This window comes from Blastococcus sp. OS1-29, from assembly GCF_057628075.1.
The window spans coordinates 1-19,376 of record NZ_JBXXJK010000007.1 but is presented as its reverse complement, the minus strand read 5'-3'; the positions used below and the strand labels follow the sequence as shown (position 1 = coordinate 19,376).

Here is a 19,376-nt window from a genome sequence, read left to right as displayed (position 1 = left end):
GACGCGCGAGGAAGGGCTCCGTGTCGGACCACCCGGGCGGCTCGCCACGCGCCTAGGTTCCGGCTCGTCGCCGTTCCCGTGGAGGAGTCCCAATGGCCGCCGAGTCGCCGTCCCGATCACGCTGGATCCTGCCCGGGGTGGTCGGTGCCGTCGTCCTCGTGCTGGTGATCGCCGGCGCGGCCGGCCAGGGCATCGCGGGCGCGCTCGCCGTGCTCGGGACGGCGGCCCTGCTGATCGCCGCCGGTGCCGCGATCGCGGGACGGGCGCAGTGGGCCTTCATCGGTAGCCGGCGGATCGCCGCCTACGTCGCCGCGGCGGGCATCGTCGCGCTGGCCGCGGGTGGCATCGCGGCACCGCCGACCACCCCCACGGCCGCGTCGTCCGAGGTGGCCCCCACGCGAACGTCGGCCGCACCGGACACGTCGGCAGAAGACGCGGCCCGCGCGGCGGATGCCGCGGAGAAGGCACTGGAGCAGGCCGAGACCTCCGAGAGCGCCGTGCTGGCCGACGGGCTGACCGCGGGACTGCTCTCCGACGCCGCCACCACGTCGGCCGTCACGGCGGCCGACCGCACCTCGGCCCTCGCGGCACTGGCCGCCGTCGAGGTGAAAGGCCGCGCGCCGCGCACCGGCTACACGCGCGACCAGTTCGGCGCCGGCTGGGTCGACACCGACCACAACGGCTGCGACACCCGCAACGACATCCTCGCGCGCGACCTGACCGGCGAGACGTTCAAGCCCGGCACCCGCAACTGCGTCGTGCTCACCGGCTCGCTGGCCGACCCGTACTCCGGCCGCGCGATCAGCTTCCAGCGCGGCCAGGGCACCAGCGAAGCCGTGCAGATCGACCACGTCGTCGCGCTGTCGGACGCCTGGCAGAAGGGCGCCCAGGGCCTGGACGTCGCCCGCCGGACCGCGTTCGCCAACGACCCGCTGAACCTGCTGGCGGTCGACGGGCCGCTGAACATGTCGAAGGGGGACGGCGACGCCGCGACCTGGCTGCCGCCGAACAAGGCGTACCGATGCGCCTATGTGGCGCGGCAGGTCGCGGTCAAGGTGAGCTACGGGCTCTGGATGACCCAGGCCGAGAAGAACGCCATCGCCACGATCCTCGCCACGTGCCCGAACGAGCCGCTGCCCGGCGGGGTGGTGGCGCAGCTCCCCGAGCCGGTCGCGGCACCCGCGCCCGCGCCCGCGCCTGCGCCGGCACCCAAGCCGGCTCCCGCCCCCAAGCCGGCGCCCGCTCCGGCCCCAGCCCCTGCCCCTGCCCCCGCCCCGTCGGTCTCGTTCGCCAACTGCACCGAGGCCTGGGCCGCCGGTGCTGCTCCGGTCCACCGTGGCGACCCCGGCTACAGCCCGAAGCTCGACCGGGACGGCGACGGCATCGGCTGCGAGAAGCGACCCTGATCAGGTTCGGGCGAGGCAGAGCAGCGTCACGTCGTCGGTGCCCGGCGGGTTGAGGTCGGCGAGCACGGCGTCGAGCAGCGCGTGCGGGTCGACGGGCCCGGCGGCCACCGCGGTCCGCAGGTCGTCCAGGCCCTGCCCGAGCCCGCCCCGGCCGCGCTCGACGAGACCGTCGCTGAACAGCACCAGCCGGTCGTCGCCGGCCGGGGTCAGTCGCGCCTCGGCGTACTGCGCCTCGTCCAGCACCCCGAGCGCCGGCCCGCGACCGGCCATCACGTAGTCCGCTCCCCCGGCGCCGGCGTGCAGCACGGGCAGGTGCCCGGCGCTGGCGACGACCACCTCACCCGTCGCCGGGTCGAACTCGGCGATCACGGCGGTCGCCATCTCGCCGGGCAGCAGCGTGCAGATCACCTGGTTGAGGCCGCTGAGCGCGACGGCGGGCCCGGCCGCCCGCAGCAGGTGGGCGCGCAGGGCGTGCCGCAGCTGCGCGGTGATCGCGGCCGCGGCGAGCCCGTGCCCGGCGACGTCCCCGAGCACGATCGACACCCGCCCGCCCGGCAGCGGGACGATGTCGTACCAGTCGCCGCCGACGACGTCGTCCGACGACGGGAGGTACCGCGCCGCGAGCGCGACGCCGGGCACCGTCGGCAGTTCCTCGAGCAGCAGCGTGCGCTGCAGGGTGCTCGCCAGCCGGTTGTCCTCGGCGGCGCGGCTGAGCGCGGCGTCGGTGACGCGCGCGGCCAACGACCGCGCGGCGGCGACCTCGTGCTCGCGCCACGGCCGCGACGTCCGGCGCACCGTCTCGCTCCAGCTGTCGAACGACCGGCGGGGGCTCAGCCGCGGGCCGTCGTCCGTCGTCACCGTCTTGGACGCGTACGGGTTGCCACCCCAGGTGACCTCGCGCAGCGTCTCCGGCCGGAACCAGGCGAGGAAGTCCTCGCGCCCGCCGGCGACCTCGACGGCCAGCACGCCGCTGGCGGTGTCGGCCAGGTCACCGGCCTCGGGGACCACGCGCGAGGCGGCGTCGGTCACCGGGGTGCCGCCGTCGAGCAGCGAGCGCACGAGCGGCACCACGCGCTCGGCCGGCGGCGTCGTGCCCAGCAGCTGCAGCTGGCCGTTGATCCGCACCGCCGCGCCGGCGGCGGGCAGCAGACCGAGGACGGCGTCGCCGTCGGTCAGCGCGGCCGTCAGCGCGCGCGGGTTGAGCCCGACCGCTCCGGCCAGGGAGGCCAGCCGCTGCGAGGTGCCGACGACGTCGCCCTGCTCGGCGGCGGTCACCGTGGTGTGCAGCAGCAGCGACGCCGTCCGGCCGAGGAACTCCGCCGCCACCCGGTCGGGATACGAGGGGCGGTGCGGGCCGGCGTAGTGGTGGCAGGCGATCAGGCCCCAGAGCTTTCCGCGGTCGATCAGCGAGACCGACATCGACGAGCGCACGCCCATGTTGGCCAGGTACTCCAGGTGCACCGGCGAGACGCTGCGCAGCATGGCGCCGGACAGGTCGAGCGGGCGGCCGGTGCGGGGGTCGATGGGCGGGTCCAGCGGCACCCGGGTGTACGTGGCGTCGGGGATGATCCGCATCCAGTTGGTCGCGTACAGCGCCCGGGCCTGGGCCGGGATGTCGCTGGCCGGGTAGCGCAGGCCGAAGAACGGCTCCAGGTCAGGACGGCGGTCCTCGGCGACGACCTCGCCGTTCCACTCCGCGTCGAACCGGTAGACCATCACCCGGTCGAAGCCGGTGACCGTGCGGACGTCGCGGGCGAGCACCGCGGTGAGGTCCTCGAGCGTCGCCGTGGCCGAGAGCCGCTGCAGGACGGTGGGCAGCCGCCGGTGCCAGGCGGCGCCCGCCTGCTCGGCGCCGGCGACGGGCTCGAACTCGGCGATCAGCAGCCCGTCGGCGCGGTGCAGGACGAGGTCGACGTCGTCGCCGCCGATCTGCACGCGCAGGGGGTTGACCTCGGCGAGGTCGCCGGCCAGTCCCGCGCGCAGGCGGCCCAGGTCGCCGTCGGACAGGAGCTGGTCGAGCGCGGCGACCGGTTGCCCGAAGACCTCCGCCGTGTTGGCCGAGGCGACGACGACGGCCAGGTCGGGCTCGGTGAGGGCGAGCAGGACGCCGTGCGGCTGGATCGCGCCGGGAATGGCGATCGGCTCGTCCGCGCAGCGGAGCAGGGCTTCCGGGTCGGTGGGAACGGGACCACCGGCCGGGCTGCTCACCCCGGCGACGTTACGTGCCGGCGTCCCACCCGGCGACGCCGGTCGGGATCTCCGCCGTCGACGTCACGATCGGCACGAGCCGGCCGAGATCGAGCAGATCGACCGTCAGCCGGACCGGGCCGTTCGACCGCGGCGCGACGACGTGCAGCGTCACGTCTGCCGCCGCGGCCTTGCGCGAGACGCGCATGAGCTCGCGGGCACCGGAGGAGTCGAGGAACGTCGTCGGCGTCAGATCGATGAGGACGGCGACGTGGCCGGCCTCGAGAAGGGCGTCGACGGCCTGCGCGAACTGCGGCGCCGTCGCGATGTCGAGGTCACCCCGTACGGTGATCCCCGGACGCCCGGCAACCGTCGTCCGTTCCACTTCGAACAGCACGAATCGGCTCCCTCGTCACGTCGTTCGGCGTACTGAGGGTAGGTCACCCGGTTCACAGGAAGGGAAGCTGCCGTGAACGTGCACTTCAGCGTGCGGCTCCCGACCGACGCGCAGAGCGTGCCGCTGGTGCGGGGCCTGCTCCGGCAGGCGCTCCAGTACCTCGCCGTCCCCGAGACCGGCATCCAGGAGATCGTGCTCGCCCTCACCGAGGCGTGTGCGAACGTCGTGCAGCACGCCGGCGAGCACGAGGAGTACCAGGTCGACATCGCCATCGACGACGAGAACTGCCGGATCAGCGTGGTGGACGACGGCGACGGCTTCGACCCCGCGGCGACGGCGATGGAGCAGGAGCGCTCCCCGCTCGAGCCCGGCCGTGGCCTGGTGCTCATGCGCGCGCTGGTCGACCGGCTCGACTTCGTCCAGGACGAGGACGGCCGGCACCGGGTGACCCTCGAGAAGCGCCTCCACGCCTCGCCGAAGCTGCGGCTGCTGCCGACCTGACGGTCAGCGCCGCGAGCCGGCCGTGACGATCTCGGACAGCGCCGCGCCCCACTGACGGGCGCGGTCCTCCTCGCCGTCGGCGAGCGGTCCCCGCGCGTCGACGACGAAGAAGTGCTCGGCCGGCGCGGCGAGGGTCGCGCCGAGCGTGCGCAGCAGCTTCTCCTCGGTCCTGGAGGCGTGGTCGAGCTTGGTGACGATCGACGGATGGTCCATGCGGGTGTCGAAGGCGGCGGCGGAGATCCCCGCGGGCACCGCCGCTGCGTCGAGCCACTCGTGCAGACCGGTCGTCGGGTCCGCGACCACTCCGGCGCCGTACTGCTCGACCGCACCCTTGCGTGTGGACGGCCGGGGCATGCCCATCGCGTGGTTGGGCCCGCCGACGACGAGCAGCCGGACGTCGGGGCCGATCTGGCGGGGGGCGTCCTGCGCGGCGATCACCTCGACCTGGAGGTGGCCGGACAGGCCGTCGGCGATGGCACGGGCGATCTTCTCGGCGTCCCCGAACAGGGACTCGTAGACGACGACGGCGGTGGCCATGACCGCTCCCCTCGGGATCGACTCCACCGACGCTATTGCGCTCCGGTCGGGCGGGCGAGGGGTCGAAGGGCCCGCGCCGCAGAGGCGTGAGACGGCCCGCGCCCGACCGCGCCCGCCGGCGGCGTCCCTCACGCGGCGTGGCCGCCGCGCCGCTGCTCGAGAAGTCACGCAGCGCGACCGTGGGAGCCGGAAAACGGTCCTTCCGCGGGCCGCACCTCGTCGAGGCCGCAGGTCGAGGCACGGCCGGGGTGACCACCCATCGTGACCGGCTATCGGGGGTCACAGGTAGCTCCTCACCTGCACGGGCTCGAGGGCGCACCTACCGTCGTCGCGTCCGGTCGGCCCCTTCAGTCACGCACCGTGTGACCCCGGCCGGACGCCGCCGAACCGGGCGCTGTGCATCAGTGCGTGCCCGGGCCGGGGACCCATCGCAGTAGTGGGGTGAAGCGCGCGCCGGAGACCCTCCGGCCGCGCCGGGCGCACGTTCCCCGCCCGAACCCGTCAGCTAACTCGGTAGGCGGCTGCGGAGAACAGGAGATCCCCGTCCGTGCCCAGTACCCGCACGCCCTCGTCCGGTCCGGTCCGTCGCGCGGCCTTCGTCGTGCTCACCGCGGCCGGCGTTACCCTCGCTCCCCTGCCGGCCTTCGCCAGCACCGGCGTCACCACCGCAGCCGTCGCGGCGGCCCCCGTCGCCGCACCCACGCAGGCCGCGCAGGTCGCGGTGGACACCGCCCTCGCCCAGCTGGGAGACGCCTACGTCTGGGGCGGCGCCGGTCCGGACAGCTTCGACTGCTCGGGCCTGGTGCAGTACGCCTACGCCGCGGCGGGCGTCGACCTGCCGCACTCGTCGAGCATGCAGTCGACGATCGGGACGCCGGTGGCGTACACCGACCTTCAGCCGGGTGACCTGGTCTTCTTCTACAGCCCGGTCAGCCACGTCGCCATGTACATCGGCAACGGCCAGATCGTCCAGGCCTCGACCTACGGACAGCCGGTGGCGGTCACCGACCTCGCCTACATGCCGGGGTTCAACTCGGCTCGCCGGCTGACCTGAGAACTCCCCGGGGTGCCCGCCTGCACGGGTGGGTATCCCGGGGTTCAGCCCGGTTCGATGACACGGATGGGCAGGCCGGCGACCCACGCGGCGACGTCCTCGACAGCCTCGCCGTAGAAGACCTCGTAGGTGTTGCGCGTGACGTAGCCGAGGTGCGGGGTGAGCACGGTGCGGGGCAGGTTCCGGATCGGCGAGTCCGCCGGCAGCGGCTCCTGGTCGTAGACGTCGAGGCCGGCGCCGGCGATCCGGTCCTCCCGCAGGGCGTCGACGAGCGCCTGGGTCTGCACGATCGGGCCGCGGCTGGTGTTGACGAACACCGCGGTGTGCTTCATGAGCGCGAAGTCCTCGGCGCCGATGAGGCCGCGGGTGCGCCTGGACCACAGCAGGTGCACGGTGACGACGTCCGACGTCGCGAAGAGCTCGTCCCGGTCGACCCGCCGGACGGCGTGCTCGGCGGCCCGCTCGTCGGTGAGGTTCTGGCTCCAGGCGACGACGTCCATGCCGAAGGCCTGCCCGATCCGCGCGACCTGCGTGCCGAGGCGGCCTAGGCCGATCACGCCGAGCCGGGCGCCGGCGAGGTCGCCGCCGATGGTCTGCTGCCAGCCGCCGGCGCGGACCCCGGCGTCCTCCTGCGGGATGTGCCTCGTGACCGCCAGGATCAGCGCCCAGGTGAGCTCGGCCGTGGCGGTCGGCTGGGACCCGGTGCCGCAGACGGTGATGCCGTGCTCGGCGGCCGCGGCCGTGTCGATGGACTTGTTGCGCATGCCGGTGGTGACCAGCAGCTTCAGGTTCGGCAGCCGCTCGAGCATGGTGCGCGGGAAGGCGGTGCGCTCACGCATCGCGACGACGACGTCGAACGGCTCCAGGCGCTCGGCGAGCGTCTCCTCGTCGGGCAGGGTGTCGGAGAACGTGGTGACGTCGACCGGCGCGGCGACCGTCGACCAGTCGCAGAAGTCGGCAGCGACGGACTGGTAGTCGTCGAGGACGGCGATGCGGGTCATGCGGTGGGTCTACCAGGTCGGGACGCGCGACGGCCCCCGCCCGCGGATGCGGACGGGGGCCGGGACGTGCGCTGGGCTCAGCGGGTGCCGGGACGCCGGGTCTGGTTGGCGCGCTTTGCCTGGAAGTCCGCGATGGCCCGCTTGATCTTGGCCTGGTTCTGCGGCTTGCGGGCCTCCTGGATCACCTTGGCGGCGATACCGGACGCCATGAGCTTCTTGATCATTCCCATGATCGCCTCCTTCGTGTCGGTTACGGGTCAGATGCCCGAACGAACGGCAGACCAATCACGTCCCCGCGAACGCGGCCCTGTGCAGGACGTCTCCGCGCCGTAGGGTCCGGATGCGGCGGAACAGGCGTTCGTCGGCGACTTCGGCTTCGACCCGATGCACGGCGGCCCACCGGTGACCTCGGTCGATCACCGTCCCGCGGCGTCGGTCGCCAGCACCAGGTCGTGGTGCATGCGCTCCTGCTTCGTGCGCAGGTACCGCACGTTGTGCGGCGTCTCCACGACCGGCAGGGCCACCCGGCCGACGATGTCGAGACCGTAGCCGTCCAGGCCGCCGTACTTGGCGGGGTTGTTGGTGATCAGGCGCAACCGCCGGATCCCCAGGTCGCCGAGGATCTGGGCCCCGACGCCGTAGCTGCGGGAATCCACCGGCAGCCCCTGCGCGGTGTTGGCGTCGACGGTGTCCAGGCCCGCCTCCTGCAGCGCGTAGGCCCGGATCTTGTGGCCGAGGCCGATCCCCCGCCCCTCGTGGCCGCGCAGGTAGACCACGGCCCCGCAGCCCTCGGCCGCGATCTCGGCGAGCGCCTGCTCGAGCTGCGCCCCGCAGTCGCAGCGCAGCGAGCCGAGGATGTCGCCGGTGAGGCACTCGCTGTGCACCCGCACGAGGACGCCGCGCCCGCTGTGGCCGGCGGCCGCGACGTCGCCCATGACCAGCGCGAGGTGCTCGACGCCGTCCAGCACGTTGCGGTAGGCCACCGCGCGGAACTCCCCGAACGACGTGGGCATCTCCGAGGCGGCCACCTGCTCGACGAGCCGTTCGGTCGCCCGCCGGTGGCGCACGAGGTCGGCCACGTCGAGGACGAGCAGGCCGTGGGCCGCGGCGAACGCGCGCAGGTCCGCGCCCGAGCGCATGCCGCCGTCCTCGGCGGTGATCTCGCCGATGACGCCGACGCCCGAGAGGCCGGCCATGCGCAGCAGGTCGACCGCCGCCTCGGTGTGGCCGGCGCGCACGAGCACCCCGCCGTCGCGGGCACGCAGCGGGAAGACGTGACCGGGCCGGCGCAGGTCCGCCGGCCGGGTGGCCGGATCGGCCAGCGCGCGGAAGGTCACGGCACGATCGGTCGCCGAGACGCCGGTTCCGGTGCCGATGGCGTCGACGGTGACGGTGAACGCCGTGCTGTGGGCGTCGGTGTTGTGGGTGACCATCTGCGGGAGTCGCAGCTCGTCGGCCCGCTCCGCCGGCATGGGCGCGCAGACGATGCCGGTCGTGTGCCGCACGAGGAACGCCATCTGCTCGGGCGTGACCTTCTCGGCGGCGACGACGAGGTCGCCCTCGTTCTCCCGGTCGGCGTCGTCGATGACGACCACCATGCCTCCGTCGGCCAGCGCGGCGACTGCCCGCTGCACGGTCGCGGTGGACAGCTCACGCCGGTGGTCCATGGTGCCTCCTGGGTCAGCGATTCCCTGTATCGATCGCTACAGAGGAAAGGGAAGCACGGTGTGACCCCGATGACAAGAGCCGGCGGTCGGATCGTTCCCCGGCAGGCCCCGTCGTGCCGTCGTGCGGCATGCCCCGCTTGGCCCGGCCCCGGGCCGGCGGCACCCTCGGGGTGTGTCGACAGCAGAGACCGCGACCGTCCAGGCCGAGATGACCCCCGGCCACTTCCGCGAGGTGCTGGGCCACTACCCCACCGGCGTCACGGTCGTCACCGGAATGGTCGACGGCCGGCCGGTCGGCATGGTCGTGGGCACCTTCAGCAGCGTCTCCCTCGACCCGCCCCTCGTGGCGTTCATGCCGCAGGTCGGTTCCCGCACCTGGGCGCAGCTGGCCGAGGCGCCGTCCTTCTGCATCAACGTGCTGGCCCACGACCAGCTCGGGCTCTGCCGCGTGATGGCCGTGCCGCGCGAGGACAAGTTCGAGGGGGTGGAGTGGACGCCGTCAGCACTCGGCGCGCCCGCGCTCACCGGCGCCGTGGCCCACGTCCACTGCCGCCAGCAGTCGACCGTCGAGGCCGGCGACCACTGGATCGTGCTGTGCTCCGTCGAGGCGGTCGAGGTCTCGCGGCCGGTCACGCCACTGCTGTTCTTCCAGGGCGGATACGGCGGCTTCTCCCCCGGCGGCATGGCGGCCAAGGCCGACGCCGACCTGATCGCCGCCGTCCGCCTGGGCGACCGCGCGCGCACCCAGGTGGAGGGGCTCGCGCGGCGGCTCGGCTGCGAGGCCGCGGCGCTCGTCGCGGTCAGCCCCGGCGAGCTGACCACCGCCGTCACGGCGTACGGCGGCCAGGCCGCGATGACCGAGCCCCTGGGCCAGCGGATCCCGCTGATCCCCCCGCTCGGCGAGGCCTATGTCGCCGGCAACCCCGAGCTGACCGAACGGTGGCTGGGCCGGATCACGCCGCCCGACCCGGAGGTCGTCGCCTGCTACCGCGAACGTCTGACGTCGGTCGCCCGCCGCGGCGTCGCACTGACCCTCGTGGGCCCCGACGTCCGTGCCGACTACGACCGGATGCACGCCGCGCTCGCCGAGTACGCGGCCGGCGAACTGACCCCCGCGCGGGAACGCGCCGTGCGCGCCGCCTTCGCCGGCGCCCGACACGTGTTCGCCGACACCGAGGTGGAGCCCGACACGACCTACGACGTCGGGTCGATCGTCGTCCCGGTCCGCGGGCCGGACGGCGCCGTGGCCATGGTGCTGCGGGTGACCCAGCTGCCGGCCGGCGTGCCCGGGCGCACCGTGGAGTCCTGGATCGAGAGCCTCCGGGCCGGCGCCGCAGCGGTCGAGCGCGACCTGGCCGTGGGTACCGGCGCCGCGCGGGCGCTGGACTACCGCGACTGGTACGAGGCCGACTTCCCGCTCTGACGGCGGGCTCTGACAGCGGGACGTGCCCGCCGGAGGCCCAACGGGCTCCGGCCGACGTCCTCCCCCACCGTTCCGGGTCCTCCCCCGCGGTCGACCGTGAGGGAGGACCCATGATGATCAGGGAACCTGATCATCATGGGGCCCCGGACGCGCGACTGCCCCGGACGCCGGAGCGTCCGGGGCAGTGGCGTCGGGCCTCAGTCGGCCAGCGGGTGCATGATGCCCGGCGGGCGGTTCTTGGCCTCCGGGTCGAGCTTGTGGCCCCAGATCATGGCCTCGCCGTAGGTGTAGGGCACCCAGCCCTCCCCGACCTCGATGCCGTCGAAGCCGACCTCGACGTTGAACAGTGACGGCGTCGCGCAGTAGAAGCTGAACGTCTTGTCGTTGGTGTGCCGGCCCAGGCTCAGCGTGAGGGGAACGTTCTTCTCCTCGATCATGTCGTAGGCCGAGCCGACGTCGTCGATCGACTTCATCTGCAGCATCAGGTGGTTGAAGCCGGCGACGCCGGGCGGGCACTGGCCCAGCGCGAGCGTGTGGTGCCGCTGGTTGACGTGGTAGAACCGCGCGTTCAGCCGGCCGGGCACGATGATCTTGTCGGACAGCTGGAAGCCCAGGACGTCGTGGAAGAACCGGTGGCCCGCCTCGATGTCCGGCATGAGCAGCAGCACGTGCCCGAGACCCTGCGTCCCGGTGACGAAGCCGGAGATGGCCCGGCCGGGGCGGAAGGTCGAGGGGAAGAAGTGCTGTCCCCAGGTGATCTCGTGCGGGAAGCCCCACGGGTCGGTGAACGTGATCAGCTGGTTGACCGCGCGGGCGGCGGCCAGCTCGTCCGATCCGCGCTCGGCCTGGATCCCGGCCGCCGCGAGCCGCTCGGTGGCGAGGTCGAGGTCCTCCTCGTGGTCGACCGCCCACCCGAAGTAGGCGACCTCGTCGGTCTCGGCGGGGTGGATCTGGATGCGCCAGGCGGCGTCGTCGACCCGCAGGCGCACCGAGCCGTCCGGGCCGTCCGCGGCAAGTTCGGCACCCAGGAAGCCGGTGCCGAACTCCCGCCAGTCCTCGGCCCGGGGCGACCGCACCCCGAGGTAGGCGAGCGACGTGATCATGTGCATTCTCCTTCGGTCGGGGTGAGGGTCAGACGAACAGGGCCGGGGACGCCTCGCCGCCGAGGTCGTCGGTCGACCAGCCGGTGTAGACGTTCTCCGCGACGTTGCAGATGTGGCTCAGCCCGACCTGCAGGTCGCGCCAGTACCGCTCGTTCGGGAAGTCCTTGCGGATGCCGGCCGCGCCGCTGAGCTTGTAGAGCCGGTCGATGGCGTCCGCGCAACGGCGCGTGGCCCGGACCTGGTCGCGGCGGAAGGTCAGCCGCTGGGTGCGGGTCACCTCGCCACCCTTGGAGACGAAGTCGTAGAGCTCGGCCGTCGAGGTGAGCAGGTGCGAGCGGCTCGCCGCGATGTCGGCCGCGACCTCCCCGTAGGTGACCAGCTGCGTCGGGTCCGTGCGCCCCACGGTGCCGTCGGCCGAGACCCGCGTCGAGAGGTAGTCGCGGTAGGCCGCGAGCGCGCCCTGCGCGATGCCCTGGGTGCCGGCGCCGATGGCGGCCGAGAACACCAGCGGGAACTTCAGCCGGTAGAGCGCCTTGCCCTCCTGGCGGCCCTCGTAGTCACCCGCCAGCATCTTGGCGGCCTCGACGACGCGGTAGTCGGGGATGAAGACGTCGGTCATGCGGACGTCCTTGGAGCCGGTGCCCTCCAGGCCCAGCACGTTCCAGGAGTCCTCGACGATCTCGTAGTCCGCGCGCGGGATGACGAAGTGCCGGATGTCCGGCGGCATGCCGACGCTGCCGTCGTCCTCGAGGACGATGCCGCCGAGGATCACCCACTTGGCGTGGTCGGTGCCGGTGGAGTACGGCCACTGCCCGGTGAAGAGGAAGCCTCCGTCGACCTTCCTGGCCCGGCCGAAGGGCGCGTACGGCGACGCCGTCCAGGTGTCCGGGTCCTCGCCCCAGATCTCCTCCTGCACCCGCGGGTCCATCATGGCGATCTCCCACGGGTGCACGCCGACCACGCCGGAGACCCAGCCCGCGGACGGCGCCGCGTTGCCGACCGCCATGACGGCCTCGAGGAAGTCGTTGGGGTGCGCCTCGTAGCCAGACCACTCCTTCGGCTGGAGCAGCCGGACCAGGCCGGTCTCGTGCAGCGCAGCGACGCTGCGGTCGGTCAGCCGGCCGAGCTGGTCGCTGGGCACGGCCTCCTCGCGCAGGACGTCGGCCGCCTTGTGGACCTTCTCCACGACCTCGTGCATTGGTTTCCTCGATTCTGGGACGATCACTACAGAGAGGCTAGAAAGGGTGTGGCCCGGGCCACAACGGCCGCGTTCCGGTCTCCGGCACGGCGGGGCCGCGCCGGCGCGGGTCAGGCCGTCCGGGAGCGGGAACGGACGATCTTGGCCAGTGCGACCGCGACCACCAGGCCGGCGCCGTAGAAGACGTTCTGGATCCAGCCGGCGTAGCCCAGGAGCTGCAGCCCGAAGATGCCGGTGGCCAGGAAGTAGATGGCGACCATGGTGCCGATCGGATTGAACGCGCCCGGGTGCACGACGGCCGTGCCGAGGAAGACCGCGGCCAGCGCCGGCAGCAGGAACGTGGCTGCGGTCGAGGAGTCGAAGCCGCCCACCGAGGCGACCAGGATCAGGCCGGAGAGCCCCGCCAGCAGACCGGCGACGACGTAGGCGCCGAAGCGGATCCGCTGCACCCGGACGCCGGCCAGCCGGGCGACCTCGCGGTTGGCGCCGACGAAGATCATCGCGCGACCCAGCGGGGTCCAGGCCAGCACGTAGGCGAGCAGCAGCGCGAGCACGATGCCGTAGTAGAAGGCGTAGGGCAGCCCGAACAGCTCGCCGATGAAGATCTTGGCCAGCCCGCGACTGCGCACCGACACGATCGTCGACCCGGACACCATCTGGGCCATGCCGGTGAGCAGCGTGCCCATGCCGAGGGTCACCACGAAGGACGAGACGTCGAGCACGACCACGAAGAAGGCGTTCACCGCACCGGCGACCACCGCCGCGCCCACCCCCAGGACGCAGGCCAGCACGATGTTCATGCCGTGCACGCCGGCCAGCACCGGGATCGTGGTCGCCGTGATGCCCATCATCGCGGCCACGGAGAGGTCGAACTCTCCGACGACGAGCGTGATCAGCGCCGACATCGCGAGGAAGACCAGCACCTGCTGGGAACCGAAGATGGAGGAGAATGTGCCGGAGGTGCCGAACGTGGCCGGCACCTGCGCGTAGAAGTAGAGCGCCATCAGCGCCCACACGCCGATGAGGGCGTACTTCGCGGAGAGGGCGCGCAGCAGCCCGCCGGGGCGGCGCGCGGGCTGCTCCCCGGTCACCACCGGCTCGCTGCCGGCCGGCACCTCGGGGCTGTCGGCGACCAGTCGCTGCCGGGTCTGCGCGTCGTCGACCCCGACGTCGACGGGCGACCCGGTGGCGTCGGTCCTGCGCTGGGTGGTCTCAGGCATGGCTGGCTCCGGAGGGGATCGGTGCTGAGGTGAGGGGGGCTGAGTAGACGGCGTCGAGGACGACGTCGGGGTCGGTGGTGCGGAGCTCGACCGGCTCCTGACCGGGGTGCAGGACCAGCACCCGGTCGCAGATCTCGGCGAGGTCGCTGGGCTCGGTGCTGACGAAGAGCACGCCGCGCCCGGCGGCCGCCGCGTCGCCGACGGCCCGCAGCAGGTCCGCCCGCGCCCCGACGTCGACCGCCTGGGTGGGCTCGTGCAGCACGAGCAGGTCGGGGTCGGTGGACAGCCACTTGGCGAACAGCACCTTCTGCTGGTTGCCGCCGCTGAGCTCCTTGACCAGGTCGTCGCCGGAGCGGGACTTGATCCCGAGCTTCGCGACCGAGTCGGCGGTGAGCCGGTGCTGCCAGCCGCGGCCGACGTGCCAGCTCCGGCCGCGGCGACGCAGGCTGGGGAGCGCGAGGTTGTCTCGGACGCTCAGCTCGACGGCGACGCCGTCCCGCCCGCGGCGCTCAGGCACCAGCGCGACGCCGGCCGCCAGTGCCTCGCACACGCCGCCGCGGGCCAGGTCGACCTGGCCCGAGGGGGTGCGGACCGTGCCGGCCTGCGCCTTCACCGCACCGGCCAGCAGATAGGGCACCCGCTCGAAGCCGGTGCCCGGCAGCCCCGTGATGCCGACGACCTCGCCACTGCGGATGGTCACCGACAGCGGCGGATGCCCGTCCAGCGCGAGCCCGCGCACCTCGGCGGCGACCTGCTCGCGCGGGGTCCCGACCGGCCGGACGACGGCGTCGACGGTCTTGCCGAGCATGAGCCGCGCCAGGTCGGCCTCGGTCAGGTCGGCGGTGGCCAGCCCGTCGCCGGCCACCCGCCCGTCGCGCAGCACGGTGACCCGGTCGCTGAGGGACAGCACCTCCTCGAGGTTGTGGCTGACCATCAGCACCGAGGTGCCCGAGTCGACGACGCGCCGCAACAGCGCGTGCATCCGGGCGAGATCGTCGCGCGGCAGAGCGCGGGTCGCCTCGTCCAGGATCATGAGTCCTTCACCGGGGACGGTGGCTCGCAGCGCGCGCGCGATCGCGACCCCGGCCCGATGCGCGGCCGACAGCTCGCCGACGAGCGCCCGGGGCGAGACCGGGATCGCCAGCCGCTGCAGCACGGCCTCGGCCACCCGGTCCTGGCGGCGCCAGTCGATCCGGCCGGTGAGCCGGGAGTGGACGAAGCCGCCGATGCCGATGTTCTCGCTGACGGTGAGGTGGTCGAGCAGGCCGAGGTCCTGGTGCACCACCGACACCCCGGCGGCCTGGGCGGCCCGCCAGTGGACGGGCAGGGAGAGCGCCTGCCCGTCCACGGCGAGCGTCATTCCGGCGTCGGGCCCGTGGTAGCCGGTGAGGATCTTCACCAGGGTCGACTTGCCGGAGCCGTTCTGACCCACCAGTGAGTGGATCTCCCCCGGCTGGACCACGAGATGCGCGCCGTCGAGCACCGTCACCGAGCCGAAGGTCTTGCTCGCGCCGCGTGCTTCCAGCCGGGGGGTCGTCACGGCTTGCTCACGCCCCAGGCCTTGAGGAAGTTGGCCTTGAAGCTGTCGTCGCCGAACCAGTCCATCGTGAAGTAGGCCTGGTCGGTCAGCTGCAGCTCACCGACGTTGTCGGCGTTGAAGTCGCGCGTCACCAGGACGTCGGCCTTCTTCACCTGGTCGCCGGCCATCAGCTGCATCAGGCCGTTGGTGACCTTCCAGCCCTCGTAGATCACCGGCGTGCCCAGGTCGTGGATCTGCTGTCCGTCCTTCACCCGCTGCAGGCCGGCCACGTCGGAGCTGGACGAGACGATCTTCACCTTGTCCGCCAGGCCGGCACTCTGCAGGCCCTGGAGTGCGGGACCGACGAAGCTGTCGACCGGCACGATCATCACGTTGGTGTCCTTGTGCGCCACCAGCGCCGCGCTGACCGCCGAGGGCAGCTTGTCGAGGTTCGCCGTGGTGAAGTCCGCCGTCGCCACGCCGCAGGTCGGGCAGAGCTTCTTGAACGACGCGACGCCGCTCTCGCTCGCCCCCCGGGTGGTGGTGGAGTCCATCAGCCGCACCCAGAGTGCGTTGGTCTTCTCACCGCCGTCGGCGAGCGCGGCCATCGACAGCGCGTCGTAGAGCTTGCTCACCCGGCCGGTGTTGTCGTAGAAGGCGAGGGTGCCGTCGGACTTGCGCGCAGGGTCTTCCGCGACCGCGCCCACCAGGACCTTCACGCCCTTGTCGGCGAGGGCGTCGAACGCCGTGCCGGCCATCGCGTAGTCGATGAACAGGGTCACGACCGCGTCGGCACCCTGGTCGCCGGCCTGCTTGAGGCAGTCGGCGACGGCGGTCGGGTTGAACTTGCCGTCGCAGATCGACCCCGTGGCGCCGACGTTCTGCAAGGCGTCCTGCACGCCGACGGCGACGCCGTGGATGACCGGGATGTTGTCACCGAGCGGGATGATGGTGACCTTCTTGCCCTTCATGTCCGGCGTCTTGGACAGCGCCGGCTCCTCCGGGTACTCGGTGAGCGGCTTGCTCCAGCCGGCCACCGCCTCCTTGGCCTGGGCGATGCCGGCGGCGCTGTCCCCGGAGGAACCCGTGTTCGCCTTACCGGCATTGCCCTGGGCGCAGGCCCCGAGCAGGGCCACGGTCGCGAGCGCGGCGACGGCCGCTGCGCTCCTCCGGACGGTCGTGCGTTGACGTGACATCGATGTTCCTCCGTCGGTGCCGTCGGCCTGGCCGACCGCTAGGTGTGGTCCACGAGCGGGAACCGCCGCCGGGTGACCGGGCTCCGGTCGCCAGACGTCGGCAGGCAGACCTTGCTGATCAGTTGCCTCGGTCACACAGCTATGCGTGCCGCAGAGTGGACCGCGGCCGGACACCACCTGGTCGCGAGCCGGAAACACTGCGCCGGTGAGCGAGACGATGCGCGCCGCGCCTGTCGCCCAGGAGCCGGTGCCGGCAGCCCTGCGGCGCCACGTGCTCGTCGTCCTCGGGGCACTGACCGCGGTGGCCCCGCTGGTCACCGACCTCTACCTGCCTGCGCTGCCCCAGCTCGCCCGGTCGCTCGGCACGTCCCCGGCGTTGGCGCAGCTGACGTTGTCGGTCTGCCTCGTGGGTCTCGCGCTCGGCCAGCTGGTCGCGGGTCCGCTCAGCGACCGGGTCGGGCGGACGGTTCCGCTGCGCTGCGGCGTGCTGGTGCTACTCGTCGCGTCACTGCTGTGCGCGGTCGTGTCCGACATCCGGCTGCTGCTGGTCCTCCGGCTGGTGCAGGGGCTGTCCGGCGCCGCCGCGATGGTGATCGCCCGGGCGGTGGTGCGTGACGTCTACGCCGGGTCGCGCGCGGCGGTGGTGTTCTCCCAGCTGATGCTGGTCACCGGGCTGGCACCGATCGTCGGGCCGATGGTGGGCGGACAGTTGCTGGCCTTCACCGACTGGCGCGGGATCTTCCTCACGCTGGGCGTCATCGCCGCGGTGCTGCTCCTCGCGTGCTGGCGGCTGGTCCCCGAGACCCGGCCGGCCGCGGCCCGCGCAGCGGTCCCCCACCGGAGCCGTGCGCTGCGCTCGCTGCTGGCCGACCCCCACCTGCGCGGCTTCCTCGCGATGAGCGCGCTGTTCGGGGTCGTGCTGTTCACCTACATCTCGATGAGCGCCTTCGTGCTGCAGGAGGGGTACGGGCTCGGGCCGATCGCCTACGCCTGGCTCTTCGGCGCCAACGGGGTCGGGCTGGTCCTGGGCAGCCAGGTCAGCGTCCGGCTGGTCGGCCGCATCGGCGCCGGCGCGACCCTGACCTGCGGCGTGCTCGTCACCACCGCGGCGACCGTGGTCTCCGGCGGAGCCCTGGTGCTCTCGGCACCGCTGGCCGTGCTGGTCCTCCCGCTCTGGCTCGTGCTCGCGGGGCTGGGCATGTCACTGGGCACCAGCACGGCCCTCGCGCTCACCCCGCACCCCGCGGATGCCGGGGCCGCGGCCGCTCTGCTCGGCGCCAGCCCGTTCCTGCTCGGTGCCGCGGTTCCGCCGCTGGTCTCGCTCGCCGGCGCCTCCGGCCCCACGATGGGCCTGACCATGGCGGTCGCGGGGATCGGACTGCTGGGAGCGCTGCGCCTGGCGCTCCGCCGTCGGGACCGGTGATCCGCCGCTGCGCTCACTAAGATCGAAGCCACCGTCGTACCGCAAGACCCCACCCGGGAAGCAGGACATGGCCAGGCAGACCGACCGACGACATGCGCAGGGCGAGGCCTCGCGCCGCACCATCCTGGACGCGACGCTGCGCATCGCCGGGGAGCGCGGCTACGTCGGCACCACCCTGGCGCAGGTGACCAAGGCCAGCGGTCTTCCGGCCAGCTCGGTCTACTGGCATTTCCGCAACAAGGACGAGTTGCTCGCCGACGCCCTCGAGCACGGGTTCCGCATCTGGGACGACACCACACCGCCCTGGTCGCAGTTCGACGCCACCCGCCCGCGGGTCGACGCCCTGGTCGACGAGATCGGCACCCTCTCCCGCCGGCTGGACGAGGAACCCGGGTTCTGGCGGATGGGGCTGATGATCGCGCTGGAGACCGGCCCCGCCGTCGGCGAGGGGCCGCGCGAGCGCTTCCTGGCGGTCCGGGCCGCCGCGCTGGCCCGGTTGTCCGGGTGGTGGGCGCAGTCGCTCGCGACGGAGGACGACGGCGACGAGGCCACCCGCGCCGACCGGGCGCGGACGCTGGCGCTGCTGACGCTCGTCGCCATGGACGGGCTCTTCCTGGCCCACCAGTCCGACTCCGGCGAGGACCTCCAGCCACCGGTCCGGCTGCTCGCCGTGGGCCTGGACGCCGTCGCCCGTCACCTGATCAGCGGCCAGTCGCTGCCGCGGTCCGGCCGCGTGCCGGCACCGGCGCCGCACCTGGTCGACGCCGATCCCGACTCCGGCCGCTCCCGGCTGCTCCGGGCCGCGGCCGAGATCGCGGCCGAGAGCGGGTACGACGGCGCCTCGATCTCGCGGATCTGCGAGCGGGCGGGGCTGCCGGCCAGCTCCCTCTACTGGCACTTCAAGGACAAGGACGACCTGCTCGCCGCCGTCATCGAGCACTCCTACCAGCAGTGGTACGTGGCCCAGCCCTCGTGGCGGCCCCCGGCTCCGGGCACGACGTGGCAGGAGGCGTTGCTGGAGCACTACTCGGTGACCCTGCGCAGCCTCGCGGAGCGGCCACTGTTCCTGCGGATGGGCCACCTGCTCCTGCTGCTGAAGCGTGCCGACCCGCCCGCCGCGCGCACCCGGTTCGTCGCCGTCCGCCGCCAGGCCCGGCTGGTCACCGAGCAGTGGTACGCCGACGTCCTCGGCGCCGACGCCGACCCCGGGCTGCCCGCCGCGATGTCGCTGCTGACGATCGCCCTGTTCGACGGGCTGTTCATGTCCAACCAGCTGGACGTGCCCACCTGGGACGTGGAGCTGTTCGACGAGCTGCTGGTGACCATGCTCGCGGCCGTGGCCGCACCGCTCGCCCGGGTCTGACCCCCGCCCGGACCCGGGTCCGCTTCGTCCAGTCATACGAAGTCGTGGTCATCAGAGGGGCGGATTCAACTGGTCGTCGCAACACCAGCTTGTTGATCTTCGGAGAGTAGTCGGGCGAGGACTTCGGCTGGGGTCTTGAAGCCCAGGGTCTTGCGGGGGCGCCCGTTGAGTTTGGCGGCGA

Annotated in this window: 17 protein-coding genes and 1 riboswitch; of the genes, 6 read left to right on the top strand and 11 right to left on the bottom strand. The window is 73.0% G+C overall.

The window, feature by feature from the left end; genetic code table 11:
• Positions 1 to 92: 92 nt before the first annotated feature.
• Positions 93 to 1,406 (top strand): GmrSD restriction endonuclease domain-containing protein, encoded by a 1,314-nt coding sequence (locus AC2H4J_RS17890; protein ID WP_487466240.1) that lies wholly within the window; start codon positions 93 to 95, stop codon positions 1,404 to 1,406.
• Here AC2H4J_RS17890 and AC2H4J_RS17885 read toward each other — a convergent pair whose 3' ends face one another.
• Positions 1,407 to 3,614, bottom strand: coding sequence for a SpoIIE family protein phosphatase (locus tag AC2H4J_RS17885; RefSeq protein WP_487466239.1), 2,208 nt, complete (start codon positions 3,612 to 3,614; stop codon positions 1,407 to 1,409). It lies immediately after the preceding gene.
• Positions 3,615 to 3,624: 10 nt separating this feature from the next.
• Entirely contained in the window at positions 3,625 to 3,990 is a 366-nt protein-coding gene (locus AC2H4J_RS17880) for an STAS domain-containing protein (RefSeq protein ID WP_487466238.1), read from the bottom strand.
• 72 nt (positions 3,991 to 4,062) lie between these two features.
• On the opposite strand from AC2H4J_RS17880, the gene AC2H4J_RS17875 reads away from it, so the two are divergent.
• Positions 4,063 to 4,491 carry an ATP-binding protein gene (locus tag AC2H4J_RS17875; protein ID WP_487466237.1) on the top strand — a complete coding sequence of 143 codons (429 nt, stop codon included), beginning with the start codon at positions 4,063 to 4,065 and terminating at the stop codon, positions 4,489 to 4,491.
• 3 nt (positions 4,492 to 4,494) lie between these two features.
• Here the strand turns inward: AC2H4J_RS17875 and AC2H4J_RS17870 are convergent, their stop codons facing one another.
• Positions 4,495 to 5,028 (bottom strand): hypothetical protein, encoded by a 534-nt coding sequence (locus AC2H4J_RS17870; protein ID WP_487466236.1) that lies wholly within the window; start codon positions 5,026 to 5,028, stop codon positions 4,495 to 4,497.
• Positions 5,029 to 5,398: 370 nt separating this feature from the next.
• Positions 5,399 to 5,564: riboswitch (cyclic di-AMP (ydaO/yuaA leader) on the top strand.
• Positions 5,565 to 5,575: 11 nt separating this feature from the next.
• Between AC2H4J_RS17870 and AC2H4J_RS17865 the strand changes: the two genes are divergently transcribed.
• On the top strand, positions 5,576 to 6,082 hold the full coding sequence (locus tag AC2H4J_RS17865) for a C40 family peptidase (protein ID WP_487466235.1): 507 nt from the start codon (positions 5,576 to 5,578) through the stop codon (positions 6,080 to 6,082).
• Positions 6,083 to 6,126: 44 nt separating this feature from the next.
• On the opposite strand, the gene AC2H4J_RS17860 is transcribed toward AC2H4J_RS17865, so the two are convergent.
• From AC2H4J_RS17860 to AC2H4J_RS17850, 3 genes are all read right to left on the bottom strand, one after another.
• Positions 6,127 to 7,083 (bottom strand): D-2-hydroxyacid dehydrogenase family protein, encoded by a 957-nt coding sequence (locus AC2H4J_RS17860; protein WP_487466234.1) that lies wholly within the window; start codon positions 7,081 to 7,083, stop codon positions 6,127 to 6,129.
• A gap of 77 nt (positions 7,084 to 7,160) precedes the next feature.
• A complete protein-coding gene (locus AC2H4J_RS17855; RefSeq protein ID WP_487466233.1) occupies positions 7,161 to 7,313 on the bottom strand; it encodes a hypothetical protein in 153 nt (50 codons plus the stop codon).
• Between the two features lie 186 nt (positions 7,314 to 7,499).
• Positions 7,500 to 8,750 carry a bifunctional 3,4-dihydroxy-2-butanone-4-phosphate synthase/GTP cyclohydrolase II gene (locus AC2H4J_RS17850; protein ID WP_487466232.1) on the bottom strand — a complete coding sequence of 417 codons (1,251 nt, stop codon included), beginning with the start codon at positions 8,748 to 8,750 and terminating at the stop codon, positions 7,500 to 7,502.
• A gap of 172 nt (positions 8,751 to 8,922) precedes the next feature.
• Here AC2H4J_RS17850 and AC2H4J_RS17845 point away from each other — a divergent pair, with 172 nt between their 5' ends.
• Entirely contained in the window at positions 8,923 to 10,173 is a 1,251-nt protein-coding gene (locus AC2H4J_RS17845) for a flavin reductase family protein (RefSeq protein ID WP_487466231.1), read from the top strand.
• 197 nt (positions 10,174 to 10,370) lie between these two features.
• On the opposite strand, the gene AC2H4J_RS17840 is transcribed toward AC2H4J_RS17845, so the two are convergent.
• From AC2H4J_RS17840 to AC2H4J_RS17820, 5 genes are all read right to left on the bottom strand, one after another.
• Positions 10,371 to 11,276 (bottom strand): VOC family protein, encoded by a 906-nt coding sequence (locus AC2H4J_RS17840; RefSeq protein WP_487466230.1) that lies wholly within the window; start codon positions 11,274 to 11,276, stop codon positions 10,371 to 10,373.
• 28 nt (positions 11,277 to 11,304) lie between these two features.
• Complete coding sequence (locus tag AC2H4J_RS17835; protein ID WP_487466229.1) at positions 11,305 to 12,474, bottom strand: acyl-CoA dehydrogenase family protein; 1,170 nt, start codon at positions 12,472 to 12,474, stop codon at positions 11,305 to 11,307.
• Positions 12,475 to 12,584: 110 nt separating this feature from the next.
• On the bottom strand, positions 12,585 to 13,694 hold the full coding sequence (locus tag AC2H4J_RS17830) for an ABC transporter permease (RefSeq protein ID WP_487466228.1): 1,110 nt from the start codon (positions 13,692 to 13,694) through the stop codon (positions 12,585 to 12,587).
• Positions 13,687 to 15,234: a sugar ABC transporter ATP-binding protein gene (locus AC2H4J_RS17825; protein ID WP_487466227.1), complete on the bottom strand. Its 1,548-nt coding sequence runs from the start codon at positions 15,232 to 15,234 to the stop codon at positions 13,687 to 13,689. The genes AC2H4J_RS17830 and AC2H4J_RS17825 overlap by 8 nt, the downstream gene beginning before the upstream one ends.
• The gene (locus tag AC2H4J_RS17820) at positions 15,231 to 16,409 is read right to left on the bottom strand and encodes a sugar ABC transporter substrate-binding protein (protein WP_487466226.1); all 1,179 of its coding nucleotides are present in this window, start codon (positions 16,407 to 16,409) and stop codon (positions 15,231 to 15,233) included. Before AC2H4J_RS17820 ends, AC2H4J_RS17825 begins: the two co-directional genes overlap by 4 nt.
• Positions 16,410 to 16,614: 205 nt before the next feature.
• On the opposite strand from AC2H4J_RS17820, the gene AC2H4J_RS17815 reads away from it, so the two are divergent.
• Together AC2H4J_RS17815 and AC2H4J_RS17810 are read left to right on the top strand one after the other, a co-directional pair.
• Positions 16,615 to 17,832 carry a multidrug effflux MFS transporter gene (locus tag AC2H4J_RS17815; protein ID WP_487466225.1) on the top strand — a complete coding sequence of 406 codons (1,218 nt, stop codon included), beginning with the start codon at positions 16,615 to 16,617 and terminating at the stop codon, positions 17,830 to 17,832.
• Positions 17,833 to 17,899: 67 nt separating this feature from the next.
• Entirely contained in the window at positions 17,900 to 19,195 is a 1,296-nt protein-coding gene (locus AC2H4J_RS17810) for a TetR/AcrR family transcriptional regulator (protein ID WP_487466224.1), read from the top strand.
• Positions 19,196 to 19,376: the final 181 nt, after the last annotated feature.

Excerpts from the sequence above, each read along its gene's own strand:
- AC2H4J_RS17890 (WP_487466240.1), top strand. The coding sequence starts at position 93 with ATGGCCGCCGAGTCGCCGTCCCGATCACGCTGGATCCTGCCCGGGGTG.
- AC2H4J_RS17850 (WP_487466232.1), bottom strand. The coding sequence starts at position 8,750 with ATGGACCACCGGCGTGAGCTGTCCACCGCGACCGTGCAGCGGGCAGTC.
- AC2H4J_RS17860 (WP_487466234.1), bottom strand. The coding sequence starts at position 7,083 with ATGACCCGCATCGCCGTCCTCGACGACTACCAGTCCGTCGCTGCCGAC.
- AC2H4J_RS17820 (WP_487466226.1), bottom strand. The coding sequence starts at position 16,409 with ATGTCACGTCAACGCACGACCGTCCGGAGGAGCGCAGCGGCCGTCGCC.
- AC2H4J_RS17830 (WP_487466228.1), bottom strand. The coding sequence starts at position 13,694 with ATGCCTGAGACCACCCAGCGCAGGACCGACGCCACCGGGTCGCCCGTC.
- AC2H4J_RS17835 (WP_487466229.1), bottom strand. The coding sequence starts at position 12,474 with ATGCACGAGGTCGTGGAGAAGGTCCACAAGGCGGCCGACGTCCTGCGC.
- AC2H4J_RS17855 (WP_487466233.1), bottom strand. The coding sequence starts at position 7,313 with ATGGGAATGATCAAGAAGCTCATGGCGTCCGGTATCGCCGCCAAGGTG.
- AC2H4J_RS17840 (WP_487466230.1), bottom strand. The coding sequence starts at position 11,276 with ATGATCACGTCGCTCGCCTACCTCGGGGTGCGGTCGCCCCGGGCCGAG.
- AC2H4J_RS17870 (WP_487466236.1), bottom strand. The coding sequence starts at position 5,028 with ATGGCCACCGCCGTCGTCGTCTACGAGTCCCTGTTCGGGGACGCCGAG.
- AC2H4J_RS17810 (WP_487466224.1), top strand. The coding sequence starts at position 17,900 with ATGGCCAGGCAGACCGACCGACGACATGCGCAGGGCGAGGCCTCGCGC.